This is a genomic window from Burkholderia gladioli (genome assembly GCF_000959725.1).
GTDB classification, from domain to species: domain Bacteria; phylum Pseudomonadota; class Gammaproteobacteria; order Burkholderiales; family Burkholderiaceae; genus Burkholderia; species Burkholderia gladioli.
This window is the reverse complement of record NZ_CP009323.1, coordinates 1,248,464-1,261,759: the sequence shown is the minus strand read 5'-3', so window position 1 is coordinate 1,261,759 and position 13,296 is coordinate 1,248,464. Positions and strand designations below refer to the sequence as shown.

Annotated in this window: 11 protein-coding genes; 3 read left to right on the top strand and 8 right to left on the bottom strand. The window is 70.5% G+C overall.

Translation table 11 applies throughout. The features are described 5' to 3' along the window. Nucleotides 1-2 precede the first annotated feature (2 nt). Entirely contained in the window at nucleotides 3-959 is a 957-nt protein-coding gene (locus tag BM43_RS22530) for a 2-hydroxyacid dehydrogenase (protein ID WP_036048966.1), read from the bottom strand. 281 nt (nucleotides 960-1,240) lie between these two features. Between BM43_RS22530 and BM43_RS22520 the strand changes: the two genes are divergently transcribed. Next, nucleotides 1,241-1,879: an RBBP9/YdeN family alpha/beta hydrolase gene (locus tag BM43_RS22520; protein WP_036048968.1), complete on the top strand. Its 639-nt coding sequence runs from the start codon at nucleotides 1,241-1,243 to the stop codon at nucleotides 1,877-1,879. 61 nt (nucleotides 1,880-1,940) lie between these two features. On the opposite strand, the gene BM43_RS37850 is transcribed toward BM43_RS22520, so the two are convergent. Next, nucleotides 1,941-2,330: a hypothetical protein gene (locus BM43_RS37850; protein WP_063769146.1), complete on the bottom strand. Its 390-nt coding sequence runs from the start codon at nucleotides 2,328-2,330 to the stop codon at nucleotides 1,941-1,943. A gap of 101 nt (nucleotides 2,331-2,431) precedes the next feature. Next, nucleotides 2,432-3,322, bottom strand: a complete 891-nt coding sequence (dapA, locus tag BM43_RS22510) for a 4-hydroxy-tetrahydrodipicolinate synthase (RefSeq protein ID WP_036048969.1) — start codon at nucleotides 3,320-3,322, stop codon at nucleotides 2,432-2,434. 462 nt (nucleotides 3,323-3,784) lie between these two features. Here dapA and BM43_RS22505 point away from each other — a divergent pair, with 462 nt between their 5' ends. After that, nucleotides 3,785-4,804 (top strand): sulfate ABC transporter substrate-binding protein, encoded by a 1,020-nt coding sequence (locus BM43_RS22505; protein ID WP_036037706.1) that lies wholly within the window; start codon nucleotides 3,785-3,787, stop codon nucleotides 4,802-4,804. A gap of 84 nt (nucleotides 4,805-4,888) precedes the next feature. Here the strand turns inward: BM43_RS22505 and arsH are convergent, their stop codons facing one another. From arsH to BM43_RS22485, 4 genes are read right to left on the bottom strand one after another with little or no spacing between them, the layout of a single operon-like run. Next, nucleotides 4,889-5,614 (bottom strand): arsenical resistance protein ArsH, encoded by a 726-nt coding sequence (gene arsH / locus BM43_RS22500; RefSeq protein WP_036048971.1) that lies wholly within the window; start codon nucleotides 5,612-5,614, stop codon nucleotides 4,889-4,891. Continuing rightward, the gene (gene arsC, locus BM43_RS22495) at nucleotides 5,598-6,029 is read right to left on the bottom strand and encodes an arsenate reductase (glutaredoxin) (RefSeq protein WP_036048973.1); all 432 of its coding nucleotides are present in this window, start codon (nucleotides 6,027-6,029) and stop codon (nucleotides 5,598-5,600) included. The genes arsH and arsC overlap by 17 nt, the downstream gene beginning before the upstream one ends. Before the next feature lie 18 nt (nucleotides 6,030-6,047). Further along, nucleotides 6,048-7,115: an ACR3 family arsenite efflux transporter gene (arsB, locus tag BM43_RS22490; protein ID WP_036048974.1), complete on the bottom strand. Its 1,068-nt coding sequence runs from the start codon at nucleotides 7,113-7,115 to the stop codon at nucleotides 6,048-6,050. A gap of 11 nt (nucleotides 7,116-7,126) precedes the next feature. After that, the gene (locus tag BM43_RS22485; RefSeq protein WP_036037712.1) at nucleotides 7,127-7,468 is read right to left on the bottom strand and encodes an ArsR/SmtB family transcription factor; all 342 of its coding nucleotides are present in this window, start codon (nucleotides 7,466-7,468) and stop codon (nucleotides 7,127-7,129) included. A 219-nt stretch (nucleotides 7,469-7,687) separates the two neighbouring features. Between BM43_RS22485 and BM43_RS22480 the strand changes: the two genes are divergently transcribed. Next, nucleotides 7,688-11,266, top strand: coding sequence for an indolepyruvate ferredoxin oxidoreductase family protein (locus tag BM43_RS22480; RefSeq protein ID WP_036048976.1), 3,579 nt, complete (start codon nucleotides 7,688-7,690; stop codon nucleotides 11,264-11,266). 73 nt (nucleotides 11,267-11,339) lie between these two features. Here the strand turns inward: BM43_RS22480 and BM43_RS22475 are convergent, their stop codons facing one another. Continuing rightward, complete coding sequence (locus BM43_RS22475) at nucleotides 11,340-13,013, bottom strand: Na+/H+ antiporter (protein WP_013699556.1); 1,674 nt, start codon at nucleotides 13,011-13,013, stop codon at nucleotides 11,340-11,342. Between the last annotated feature and the right edge of the window lie 283 nt (nucleotides 13,014-13,296).

Here is a 13,296-nt window from a genome sequence, read left to right as displayed (position 1 = left end):
CCTCAGTAGCCGCGCGCCAGGTCGACGATGCCGCCGACCGGCTCGCCGCGCTCGAAGGCGCGGATCTTCGCGGCGATCTGCGCGAGCGCGCTGTCGCGTTCGGTATCGGCCGAGATGTGCGGCGTGATGCTGATGCGCGGATGGCTCCAGAACGGATGGCCGGCCGGCAGCGGTTCCTCGCGCAGCACGTCGAGCAGGGCCGCCTCGATGCGGCCGGCGGCGAGCGCCTCCAGCAGGTCGGCCTCGACCAGGTGCGCGCCGCGCGCCACGTTGATCAGGTAGGCATGCGGGGCGAGGCGCCGGAAGGTCTCGGCGTTGAGCACGCCCTCGGTATCGGGCGTGCTCGGCAGCAGGTTGACCAGCAGCTTGAGGCCGTCGGCGAAGGCCTCGAAGCCGGCATCGCCGGCGCGCGGCGTGCCGTGGAAGCAGGCGATGCCCTCGATCGACTTCGCGCTTCGGCTGAAGCCGCGCACCGTCAGGCCCAGCCCGGCCAGCGCGCGCGCCACCGGGGTGCCCAGCGCGCCGAGCCCGAGCACGCCGACCGCGAAGTCGCGGCGCGCATGCGCGTCGAGCCGCTGCCAGCGATGCTCGCGCTGCAGCGCGGCGTAGTCGTCGAAGCGGCGCAGGTAGCGCAGCGCGCCATAGGCGATGTACTCGATCATCTGCTGCGCCATGCCGCTGTCCTCGAGCCGCACCAGCGGCACGCCGGCCGGCAGCGTGCCGGGGCGCTCGCGCTCCAGGGCCAGCAGCGCGTCGACGCCGGCGCCGAGATTGAACACCGCCTTCAGGCCCTCGCGCGGCGCCAGCATCTCGGCGGGCGGGCGCCACACCAGCGCGTAGTCGGCGCGCGCCGTGTCGCCGGGCTGCCAGGCGCGCAGCGTCGCTTCGGGCAGCCGCGCGCGCAGCTCGCGCTGCCATTCGTCGAAATCACCGTTGATGTAGTGGAACAGGATCTGCATGATCGTCGTCGGGCTTGCGCGCGCGCCGATGCGGCGGGCGCGCGAAACGGTAAGGGGCTGCTTTCTGGCTGGCGCCGGGATCGTCCCGGTCTTGTGTCGCGCGCACATGTGGCCGGGAATCGACATCGGAATCCGGCCCCGTCGCGCGGAAACGGCCATTCTACGGCGTCGTGCGATCTGGCGCCGCAGCGTCGAAATTGCTAAGCAGGAAAAATTGGTTCGCCGGGCCCGGCACGCGGCCGACAATCGATCCGGGTTCGACCGCTAGCGAGGGAGATGCGATGTCCAACTGCAGCAAATCGGCGTGGCCGCCGCGTGTCGTGACCGTGCCCGGCCTGCATGGCAGCGAGGGCGCCCACTGGCAGTCCTGGCTGGAGCGTCAGTTCGCGCGCACGCTGCGTATCGAGCAGGACGATTGGGAGGCACCGCATCTGGCGCGCTGGGCCAATGCGGTGCGCGACACGCTGGCGCGCGAACGCGGCCCCTTCGTGCTGGCCGCGCACAGCTTCGGCTGCCTGGCCGCGGCCCACGCGCTGCTGCGCGGCGACCTGGCCGCGGACGTGGCCGGCGTGCTGTTCGTGGCACCCGCCAGCCCGGCCAAGTTCGCCTTCGCCGGCAGCTTCGAGGCGCGGCGCCTGCCGGTGCCCTCGATCCTGATCGGCAGCGAGACCGATCCCTGGATGGCGCTGGCCGACGCGCGCGAGCTGGCGCGCCATCTGGGCAGCGCCTTCGTCAATCTCGGCGACGCGGGCCATATCAATACCGCGTCGGGCTTCGGGCCCTGGCCGCGCGCCAAGTATTTCATCGATACGCTGGTCCATTGCGCGGCGCCTCAGCGCTTTCGCGACGACGAGGAAGGCGAGCGGCTCGAGCGTCGCGCGCCGAGCCTGCCGCAGCGCGCGCCGGCCTTCGCGATCTGAGCGGCGCTCGCGCCGCCCGTCACACGCCGATTCCGCCGATTCCCGAAGCGCCTCGCGCGCTTCAGCCGCGCGAGCGCGTATTGCCCGCGCCCGAATCGGGCAAGCGGCTGGGCGGGATGCCCGAGGGCGGGCCGGCGTCGCCGTTTGCATCGCCGTTCGGCGCGCCGCCGGGCGGCACCGCCGAGCCTGGGTTGCCGGGGCCGCCGGGCGGCGGTTCGGCCTCCGAGGCGCCCGTCGCGGGCGGGTAGTGGACCACCGGCGGCGCCAGCGGCGGTTGCCCCGAGGCCGGCACCGGCGCGGAGGCGGCGCCGCCGTTGAACGCGCTGGCCTCGCCGCCGCTCGCCGAGGGCGACGAGGCCGCATCGGCGGGCGGGGCCGGGTGCGAATCGTCGCTGCAGGCGGCCAGCATCAGCGTGATCGACAGGACGGACAGGGCAGCCGCTCGGAACATCTCGGATCTCCTTGGCGCGGGCGGTTGAGGGCGGGCCATAGTATCGCCCGCCGGTGCGACGCGCGCGTGAAGCCCGGCGCGAGCGTGCCGCGCCGCCTGGCTCAGGCCGTCGACGCCGCCTCGGTCCGCTGAACCGTCTCGATCACGCGCCGCATCCTCTCCACCAGCGCCTCGCCGGCCGGCACGAAGGGCAGCCGCAAGGCGTTCGCGCACCAGCCCTCGTCGGCCAGCGCGGCCTTCACCGGCGCCGGGTTCGGTTCCTCGAACAGCACCTGCACCAGCGGCTGCAGCGCCACCGCGAGCCGCCGCGCCTCGGCCAGCTCGCCGGCCAGGATCCGCTCGCGCACCCGTACGTGCAGGGCCGGGAACAGGTGCGCCGAGCTCGCGATCGCGCCGTGCGCGCCCACGCAATGCGCCGCGAAGTTCTGGTTGTCGTCGCCGGAGAACACGCGCAGCGGCGTCTCGTGCACGAGCCGCATCATCCGGTCGATCGAGCCGCCGCATTCCTTGATGCCGGCGATCCGCGCGTCCTCGGCCAGTGCCTTCAAGGTATCGAGCTCGACGTTCACCCCGGTGCGATACGGGATGTTGTAGACCAGCAGCGGCAGGTCGGCGGCTTGCGCGAGCGCCTCGAAGTGGCGGCGGATGCCGTCCTGGGTCGGCCTTACATAGGTGGGCGGCGTGACCAGCAGGCCGTCGGGCGCGAGCGCGGCCAGCTCGCGCGCGCGTTGCACCGCGCCGCGCGTCGCGCTGCGCGAGAGCCCCAGCACGATCGGCGCGGCCGGCACGGCGGCGCGCAGCGTGGCGAACACGGCGGCCTGTTCGTCGGCGTCGAGCAGGGCGCCCTCGCCGGTGGTCGCGCAGGCGACGAAGCCGGCGATGCCGGCCTGGCCGTAATGCCGGGCGAGCCGCGCGAGCGCGTCGTGATCGACGGCCTCGCCCGCGAAGGGCGTGACGATCGGCAGCCAGATACCGGAAAAATCGATGGACATGCAAAACCTCGGTCGGGAACGTGGTGATGGAGGGAACGTTCCGCCGGCGGGCGCCGGACCGGGGAGTGGCAGGGTCGAGCGACCCAGGTGGATTCCCGTCCGGCTTCACGCCTGACGGGACGCGACTCCCCGTCAGTCGAGAAGTCGTTTTTTCAGTTTCAGCACGGCTGCGCGCGCGAGCACGGCGGCCGACCCGGACGAGGCGGCGCGAAGCTGGCAGGGCGACAGGAGCGAAATCGCGAAGGGCGACATGGCGGGACCGTGAGGAAACGAGCGGCCATCTTAGCATCGCGCCGCGCCCGGCGGCCAGCCCCGCGCGGCGGCCGGCACGTCGTCAAATGACTTTTGGTTGTGACCTAAGGACGATTGAATCTTAGGGCCGCGCGATGCGCCTCGCTACAATCGCCGATCAGGTTTACCAATGGCTGACAGGCCGACCAGACCAACCACACAGGGGTTTCGATGAACCAGAAGCAAGGGATCGGCCGCTGGCTGATCGCGGGCGCGGCGGCGGCGATCGTCGCGGCGGCGCCGGCCGCGCACGCGGACACCGCGTTGCTGAACGTGTCCTACGACGTGACGCGCGAGCTCTACAAGGATATCGACGCCGGTTTCGCCGCCGCCTGGAAGCAGAAGACCGGCGAGACCGTCTCGATCCGCCAGTCGCACGGCGCCTCCAGCGCGCAGGCGCTGTCGGTGCTGCAAGGCCTGCAGGCCGACGTGGTCACCATGAACCAGCCCAACGACATCGACCTGCTCGCCGAGCGCGGCCAGTTGCTGCCCAAGGACTGGCGCAAGCGCCTGCCCGACAACAGCTCGCCGTACTCGACCACCATGGTGTTCCTGGTGCGCCACGGCAACCCCAAGCAGATCCGCGACTGGAGCGACCTGGCCAAGCCCGGCGTGCAGGTGGTGATCGCCAACCCGAAGACCTCGGGCAACGGCCGCTACGCCTACCTGGCCGCCTGGGGCTACCAGAAGCTCAAGGGCGCCAGCGACGAGCAGGCGCTCGAGTTCGAGAAGGCGATCTTCCGCAACGTGCCGGTGCTCGACGCGGGCGGTCGCGGCGCCACCACCACCTTCACGCAGCGCGAGATCGGCGACGTGCTGGTGACCTTCGAGAACGAGGTCGCGCTGATGGACAGCGGCAGCTCGGGCCAGCAGTTCGACGCGGTCTATCCGTCCAGCAGCATCCTGGCCGAGCCGCCCGTGGCGCTGGTCGACAAGGTGGTCGACAAGAAGGGCACGCGCAAGGTGGCGCAGGCCTATCTCGACTACCTGTATTCGCCGGCCGGGCAGGAGATCATCGCGCAGCACCACCTGCGCCCGCGCGATCCGGCCGTGCTCAAGCAGCACGCGGCCGAGTTCAAGCCGCTCAAGACCTTCAGCGTCGAGCAGGTGTTCGGCAGCTGGGACCAGGTGCAGAAGACGCATTTCGCCGACGGCGGTACCTTCGACCGGATCGTGGTCGACCGGAAGTAAGCGCAGCGCTCGCGACTGGCGCGCGAAGGAAAAGCGGGAACGCGAAGGCGTTCCCGCTTTTTCGTTGGCAGACCGGAATATCGTTCAGAGGCTGGCCTGGTTCATGCGCTTGGACAGCGCCTCGGCCTGCTCGCGCCGTTCGCTGTAGCGATCCACCAGATAGCTGCCGGCGCCGCGCGTGAGCAGGGTGAACTTCATCAGTTCCTCCATCACGTCGACCACCCGATCGAAATAGGGCGACGGCTTCATCCGGCCGTCCTCGTCGAACTCCTGGTAGGCCTTGGCCACCGAGGACTGGTTCGGGATCGTCAGCATGCGCATCCAGCGGCCGAGCACGCGCATCTGGTTGAGCGCATTGAACGACTGGGAGCCGCCGCTGACCTGCATCAGCGCCAGCGTCTTGCCCTGGGTCGGGCGGATCGCGCCGCTCGCGAGGGGGATCCAGTCGATCTGCGATTTCATGATGCCGGTCATCGCGCCGTGACGCTCGGGCGAGCACCACACCATGCCTTCCGACCATTGCGCGAGCTCGCGCAGCTCGGCCACCTTCGGATGCGTTTCCGGCGCGTCGTCGGGCAGCGGCAGGCCATGCGGATCGTAGAGCCTCACCTCGCCGCCCATCGCGCTCAGCAGGCGCGCTGCTTCCTGCGCGAGCAGGCGGCTGTAGGAGCGTTCGCGCAACGAGCCGTGCAGCAGCAGGAAACGCGGCGCGTGATCGGGCGCGGGTTTGCCGAGCAGCTCGGCGAGCGCCGGCACACGAAACGCGGCGGCGTCCAATTGCGGCAGCAGGGTATCAAGCGGGGCGGACACGTCGGCCCTCCGCGTCGATCACCACTTCGCCGTCCTCCTTCGCGAACGGTCCTCGCGGGCCCGCCGGCAACAGCTCGAGCACCGTCTCGGAAGGACGGCAGAGCCGCGTGCCGCGCGGCGTGACCACGATCGGCCGGTTGATCAGGATCGGATGCGCGAGCATGAAGTCGATCAACTGCTCGTCGCGCCAGGCCGGATCGTCGAGCCCGAGCGCCTCGTGGGGCGTGTCCTTGCGGCGGAGCAATTCGCGAGGGGCGATGCCCATCGCCGCGATCAACCCGAGCAGCGTGTCGCGATCGGGCGGCGTGAGCAGGTAGTGGACGATACGCGGCTCGATGCCGGCGTGGCGGATCATCGCGAGCGTGTTGCGCGAGGTCCCGCAATCGGGGTTGTGATAGATGGTGACCTCGCTCATGAGGCTCTCCTTGGGAAGTCAGGCGCGCTCGTACCAGGCGCGCGAGCGGTTGACGACGCGCACCACCAGCAGCATCACCGGCACCTCGATCAGCACGCCCACCACGGTGGCGAGCGCGGCGCCCGATTGCAGGCCGAACAGGCCGATGGCGGTGGCGACCGCCAGTTCGAAGAAATTGGAGGCGCCGATCAGCGCCGAGGGGCCGGCGATCTCGTGCCGCTCGCCGAGCGCGCGGTTCAGCCAGTAGGCGAGGCCCGCGTTGAACAGCACCTGCACCAGGATCGGCACGGCGAGCAGCGCGATCACCAGCGGCTGGCGCAGGATCGCCTCGCCCTGGAAGCCGAACAGCAGCACCAGGGTGGCCAGCAGGGCGGCGATCGACCAGGGCCCCAGCGCGGCCAGGGCCGCCTCGAAGCGCGCCGGGCCGCGCGCCAGCAGCCGCTTCCTGGCGAACTGGGCCAGCAGCACCGGCAGCACGATGTAGAGCAGCACCGAGGCGCCCAGCGTCGCCCAGGGCACCGCGATCGCGCTCGCGCCGAGCAGCAGGCCCACCAGCGGCGCGAAGGCGAACACCATGATCGCGTCGTTGAGCGCGACCTGGGACAGCGTGAACAGCGGGTCGCCGCCGGTCAGCCGGCTCCACACGAACACCATCGCGGTGCAGGGCGCGGCGGCCAGCAGGATCAGGCCGGCCAGGTAGCTGTCGAGCTGCCCGGCGGGCAGCCAGGCGGCGAAGCACTGCCGCAGGAACAGCCAGCCCAGCAGGGCCATCGAGAACGGCTTGACCAGCCAGTTGACCGCCAGCGTGACGCCGATGCCGCGCGCGTGGCGCCGCAGCCCCGACAAGGCGCCGAAATCGACCTTGATCAGCATCGGCACGATCATCACCCAGATCAGCAGGCCGACCGGCAGGTTGACGTGGGCCAGCTCCATGCCGCCGACGGCCCCGAACAGCCCGGGCAGCAGGCGGCCGAGCGCGATGCCGGCCAGGATGCAGAGCACGACCCAGAGGCTCAGGTAGCGTTCGAAGCGGCCGATGGCGGGCGCGGCGGTGTGGCCGCGCCCCGTGACGGGTGAGCTGGACATGGCGGGCGGGATCAGCAGGAAGGGGGAGAGGGCGGGCAGCAGGCGGGCGCCTCGGTCGCCGCGCAGGCCTGGCCGGCGCAGCAGTTCTCGGTCAGGAAGCCCATCAGCGCGTTCATCTGCGCATAGTTGGCCGCGTAGATCATGAAGCGGCCGCGCTGCTCGACCGTCACCAGTTCGGCGTGCGTCAGCTCCTTCATGTGGAACGACAGCGAGGAGGGCGCGATGCCCAGTTGCTCGGCGATCTGCCCGGCGGCCATGCCGACGGGGCCGGCCTCGACGAGCAGACGAAAAATGCCCAGGCGGGATGCCTGGGCGAGTGCCCCGAGGGCGCGGACGGCTTGGTTCGTTTCCATGTTTCGATAATAGTTGAAATATAAAAACGAAGCGAGGGAGATTTGCGGTCGATCAAGATGCGCGAGATTTCTCTCGAAATTCGTGAAATTGGCGAGGGAACTTGCTCGATTCAAGAAATCCCGAGCAGGATCAGAAAAACAATTCTTCTAATGGCGGCGAAAAATAGTGCCAACTGATAGCGACAGACAGCCGCAGCCCAATCCCCGGAGACAAGCCTCATGACCGCCCGACCGCCGCTGGACGGCACCCCCGCCCTCGCCGACTACCGCCTCACCGACAATCTCACCGCCACGCGCGGCCGCGTGTTCCTGACCGGCACCCAGGCGCTGGTGCGCCTGATGCTGATGCAGCGCGAGCGCGACGCCGCGCACGCGATCGACTCGGCCGGTTTCGTCAGCGGCTACCGCGGCTCGCCGCTGGGCATGGTCGACCAGCAGATGTGGAAGGCGAAGAAGCTGCTCGACGCGGCCCGCGTGCGCTTCCTGCCCGCCATCAACGAGGAGCTGGGCGGCACGGCGGTGCTCGGCACGCAGCGCGTCGAGGCCGACCCGGAGCGCACCGTCGAGGGCGTGTTCGCGATGTGGTACGGCAAGGGCCCCGGCGTCGATCGCGCCGGCGACGCGCTCAAGCACGGCAACGCCTATGGCGCCTCCCCGCATGGCGGCGTGCTGGTGGTGGCCGGCGACGACCACGGCTGCGTCTCGTCCTCGATGCCGCACCAGAGCGATTTCTCGATGATCGGCTGGCAGATGCCGGTGGTGAACCCTTCCAACATCGCCGACATGCTGGAGTTCGGTCTCTACGGCTGGGCGCTGTCGCGTTTCTCGGGCGCCTGGGTCGGCTTCAAGGCGATCTCGGAGACGGTGGAATCGGGCTCGACCGTCGACCTCGACGCGCTCGTCACCGACTGGCCCGAGCCACCCGCCTTCGCCGCGCCGGCCGGCGGCCTGCACAATCGCTGGCCCGACCTGCCGAGCCTGTCGATCGAGGCGCGGCTGGCGGCCAAGCTCGACGCGGTGCGCCACTTCGCCAAGCACAACAGCATCGACCGCTGGGTGGCGCCCAGCCCGCGCGCGAGCGTGGGCATCGTGACCTGCGGCAAGGCCCATCTCGACCTGATGGAAGCGCTGCGGCGGCTCGACCTGACGGTGGCCGACCTCGACGCGGCCGGCGTGCGCATCTACAAGGTCGGCCTGTCCTTTCCGCTCGAGACCACGCGGCTGGAGCGCTTCGTCGAGGGGCTCGAGGAAGTGCTGGTGATCGAGGAGAAGGGCCCGGTGATCGAGCAGCAGATCAAGGACCATCTCTACAACCGCGTCGAGGGCGCGCGTCCGCGCGTGCTCGGCAAGCACGACGCGCAGGGCGCGCCGCTGCTCTCGGCGCTCGGCGAACTGCGGCCCTCGCGCGTGCTGCCGGTGTTCGCCGACTGGCTGGCGCGGCATCGCCCGGCGCTGGACCGCCGCGAGCGCGTGGTCGAGCTGATCGCGCCGGACATCCTCTCCAACGAGGCCGACGCGGTGAAGCGCACGCCCTACTTCTGCTCGGGCTGCCCGCACAACACCTCGACCAAGGTGCCTGAAGGCTCGATCGCGCAGGCGGGAATCGGCTGCCACTTCATGGCCTCGTGGATGGAGCGCGACACCACCGGGCTGATCCAGATGGGCGGCGAGGGCGTCGACTGGGCCGCGCACGCGATGTTCACCAACACGCGCCACGTGTTCCAGAACCTCGGCGACGGCACCTACTTTCATTCAGGCATCCTGGCGATCCGCCAGGCGGTGGCCGCGCGCGCCACGCTCACCTACAAGATCCTCTACAACGACGCGGTGGCGATGACGGGCGGCCAGCCCGTCGACGGCAGCCTGTCGGTGCCGCAGATCGCGCGGCAGGTGGAGGCCGAGGGCGTGTCGCGCTTCGTGGTGGTATCCGACGAGCCGGAAAAGTACGACGGCCATCGCGACCAGTTCCCGCGCGGCACCACCTTCCATCACCGCGACGAGCTCGATGCCGTGCAGCGCGAGCTGCGCGACACCGACGGCGTGACGGTGCTGATCTACGACCAGACCTGCGCGGCCGAGAAGCGGCGCCGCCGCAAGAAGGGCGAGTGTCCCGACCCGGCGCGGCGCGCCTTCATCAACGAGGCTGTCTGCGAGGGTTGCGGCGATTGCGGCGTGCAGTCGAACTGCCTGTCGGTGGAGCCGGTGGAGACGCCGCTGGGCCGCAAGCGCCGCATCGACCAATCCTCCTGCAACAAGGACTATTCCTGCGTGAACGGCTTCTGCCCGAGCTTCGTGACGGTGGAGGGCGCGGCGCTGAAGAAGGCGGCCGGCATCGCCTTCGACGAGGCCGCGCTGGCCGCGAGCGTCGAGGCGCTGCCGCTGCCGGCCGCGCGGCTCGACGCGGCGCCCTACGACATGCTGGTGACGGGCGTGGGCGGCACCGGCGTGGTGACGGTCGGCGCGCTGATCAGCATGGCCGCGCACCTGGAAGGCAAGAGCGCCTCGGTGCTCGACTTCATGGGCTTCGCGCAGAAGGGCGGCTCGGTGCTGTCCTACGTGCGGATCGCCGCGCGCGACGAATGGCTGAACCAGGTGCGCATCGACACGCAACAGGCCGACGTGCTGCTGGCTTGCGACATGGTGGTGGGCGCCAGCGCCGAGGCGCTGCAGACGGTGCGCCATGCGCGCACGCGGATCGTGGTCAACACGCACCGGATTCCGAACGCCGCCTTCGTGCGCGATCCCGACGCGAGCCTGCATGCCGAGGCGCTGCTCGACAAGATGCGCCACGCGGCCGGCGAGGACTTCGTGAGCGACTGCGATGCCCAGGCGCTGGTCGCCAGGTTCCTCGGCGACAGCATCGGCGCGAACATCCTGATGCTCGGTTTCGCCTGGCAGCTGGGGCGTGTGCCGGTCTCGCTGGACGCGCTGATGCGCGCGATCGAGCTGAACGGCGTGGCGGTGGCCGCCAACCGGCTGGCCTTCGCGATCGGGCGCATGGCCGCCGCCGATCCGGCCGGGCTCGACGCGTTGTGGAACGCGCGGCATCCGCTGCCGCAGGTGGTGGCGCCGCGCACGCTCGACGAGCTGGTCGAGGATCGCGCCGGGCGGCTCGATGCCTATGGCGGGCGCCGCTACGTCGAGCGTTACCGCGCGCTGGTCGGCGCCGCGCGCGCCACCGGCGACGAGCGCGTGGCCGAGGCGGTGGCGACCACCTTTTATCGCCTGCTGGCCGTGAAGGACGAATACGAGGTGGCGCGGCTCTATAGCGATGGCAGCTTCCGCGCGGCGCTGGCAGCGCAGTTCGAGGGCACCGCCGGCAGCGACTACCGCCTGCGCTTCCACATGGCGCCGCCCACCACGGCCAGGAGCCGCGACGGCGCGCGGCCGAGGAAGCAAAGTTTCGGCGGCTGGATGTGGCCCGTGCTCGGCATGCTCGCGCGCTTTCGCGCGCTGCGCGGCAGCCTGCTCGATCCGTTCGGGCGCACCGAGGAGCGGCGCATGGAGCGCGCGCTGGCCGACGATTACGAAGTGACGATGACGCGCGCCTTCGCGGCGCTGCAGTCGCGCTCGGCCGAGGTGGCCGAGGCGGTGGCCGCGCTGGCGGCGCTACCTGCCCGCGTGCGCGGTTACGGGCCGGTGAAGCTGGCCAGCGTGGCGGCCATGAAGCGCGCCGAGCGGCCGCTGGCGCTCGCGGCCGGCGTCGAGGCGAGCACCAGCGCGGCGGTCGCGCATGCCATCGAGTCGATCAAGGGCGGCGGCGCGCTGCGCGGCATCCCGGTGGTGGTGGCGAAGTGAACGGTGCGGCGGCCGGCGTGAGCCGTCGCCGCCGCACCTGCCCGCCGCTCGGTCGATCGTCGGGCCCGTGCCCTCAGACCAGCCCTTTCTTGCGCGTCGACAGCGCCGTCTCCGACAGGTCGACCTCGCGCATCAGCTTGCCGAGCGTTTCGTCGTTGATCTTCTGCTCGGCGCGCATCCGGTACAGCGCCGCGCGTTCGGCGCGCACCGCCGCGATCTTCATTTGCAGCTCCATCTTCTCGGCCTGCTTGGCCTCGGCGCGCAGCGTGGCCGCGTCGTCGGCATCGTCGAGGCTCACCAGGCGGCGCCGGTAGAGATCCATCACGCGCGCGGTCAGGTCGGCGCAGCGTGCCGCGTCGGCTTCGTCGAGCGTTTCCGTGAGCGTGTCATGGGTCGCGTCGATCGCGCGGATCGCGGCCTGGGCGGCGGCCGCGCGTGCCGCGCGTTCCTCGTGCGCATGCGGGTTCGGCGTGGTGCGCAGGCCGCGCAGCAGCAGCGGCAGGCCGAATACGGCCACCAGCAGCGAGCCGAGGATCACGCCCGAGGCGATGAAGATCGCCGTGTCGCGCCCGGCCAGCGGCGTGCCGTCGCCGAGCGCCACCGGCAGCGACAGCACGCCGGCCAGCGTGATGGCGCCGCGCACGCCGCCCACCGTCATCAGCGCCACGGTGCGAAAGCCCGCCCAGGAGCCCGTCATGCCGCGCCGCGCGGCGCGCTTGCTGGCGAACCAGCGCAGCAGCCAGACCCAGGCGAAGCGGATCAGGTAGAGCGCGGCCATCATCGCCAGCACGTAGCCGATCATGGCCGCCACCAGCGCATCGCTCTCGTGATGCGCCGACAGCAGCGCGCGGCCGATGATCTGCGGCATCTGCAGGCCCAGCATGATGAACACCATGCCGTTGAACACGAACTCGATCATCGACCAGGTGCTCTCGGCGCGTACGCGCGCGGCCACCGTGCTGCTGCGCGAGAAGCTGGTGTAGTTCATCATCATCCCGGCCGCCACGGCCGAGAGGATGCCTGACAGTTCGAAGTGCTCGGCGATCAGGTAGGAGGCGAACGGGATCAGCAGGGTCATCACGATGCCCGGCGCCGGGTCGCCTTCCTGGGCCGCGTTCAGGAAGCGCGTCGACAGCGTGCTGAACAGCCAGGCCAGCAGCGCGCCCACCGCCAGCCCGCCCGAGGCGACGATCACGAAATTGAGCGAGGCCTCGCGCAGCGAGAACACGCCAGTGAGCGCCGCGGCGATCGCGAACTTCAGCGCGACCAGGCCCGAGGCGTCGTTCATCAGCGCCTCGCCTTCGAGGATGTGGGTCAGTTGCGCGGGAATCCGGCCCTTGCCGGCGATGCCCGACAGCGCCACCGCGTCGGTCGGCGAGAGCACCGCGGCCAGCGCGAAGGCGACCGGCAGCGGCAGGCCCGGGATCAGCCAGTGCGCGAAATAACCCACGCCGACCACGGTGATGAACACCAGCCCGAAGGCCAGCATCAGGATCGCGCGCCGCTGCAGGTAGAGCTCGCGCTTGGGGATCCGCCAGCCGTCGGCGAACAGCAGCGGCGGGATGAACAGCAGCATGAAGATCTCGGGATCGAAACTCACGTGCAGGCCGAGCCTGGGCCAGGCGAGCAGGGAGCCGATCGCGATCTGCACCAGCGGCAGGGGCGGGCGCCAGGGCAGCAGCCGGATCGCGATGCCGGACAGCGCGACGGCGAGCAACAGGATGAGGACGGTGAAGACGATTTCCATCGATACGGGGGGCTCTCTTGACGGTGGCGGACCGGGCGAGTGTAGCGCGCACGGGCGAAGGGCGTCGTGCCGTCTCGCACCAAATCGGTGCGAGGCAGGCACCGCGACCCGGCAAGAAGCCGCGACCAGCAAGCTTTTTCGCCGATCCACGCAGTGAGCACGAAGCTTGCTTGTAGCTGACTGATAACACGATGGAATGAAACGAGGGTGCAATGATGATCGGATCGATTACGCGTCGCGCGCCGTGTCCGGCGCCGGCATTCGGGAGGGTCGCCACATGATG

Excerpts from the sequence above, each read along its gene's own strand:
- BM43_RS22475 (WP_013699556.1), bottom strand. The coding sequence starts at position 13,013 with ATGGAAATCGTCTTCACCGTCCTCATCCTGTTGCTCGCCGTCGCGCTG.
- BM43_RS22530 (WP_036048966.1), bottom strand. The coding sequence starts at position 959 with ATGCAGATCCTGTTCCACTACATCAACGGTGATTTCGACGAATGGCAG.
- BM43_RS22505 (WP_036037706.1), top strand. The coding sequence starts at position 3,785 with ATGAACCAGAAGCAAGGGATCGGCCGCTGGCTGATCGCGGGCGCGGCG.
- BM43_RS22480 (WP_036048976.1), top strand. The coding sequence starts at position 7,688 with ATGACCGCCCGACCGCCGCTGGACGGCACCCCCGCCCTCGCCGACTAC.
- BM43_RS37850 (WP_063769146.1), bottom strand. The coding sequence starts at position 2,330 with ATGTTCCGAGCGGCTGCCCTGTCCGTCCTGTCGATCACGCTGATGCTG.
- BM43_RS22520 (WP_036048968.1), top strand. The coding sequence starts at position 1,241 with ATGTCCAACTGCAGCAAATCGGCGTGGCCGCCGCGTGTCGTGACCGTG.
- dapA (WP_036048969.1), bottom strand. The coding sequence starts at position 3,322 with ATGTCCATCGATTTTTCCGGTATCTGGCTGCCGATCGTCACGCCCTTC.
- arsC (WP_036048973.1), bottom strand. The coding sequence starts at position 6,029 with ATGAGCGAGGTCACCATCTATCACAACCCCGATTGCGGGACCTCGCGC.
- arsB (WP_036048974.1), bottom strand. The coding sequence starts at position 7,115 with ATGTCCAGCTCACCCGTCACGGGGCGCGGCCACACCGCCGCGCCCGCC.
- BM43_RS22485 (WP_036037712.1), bottom strand. The coding sequence starts at position 7,468 with ATGGAAACGAACCAAGCCGTCCGCGCCCTCGGGGCACTCGCCCAGGCA.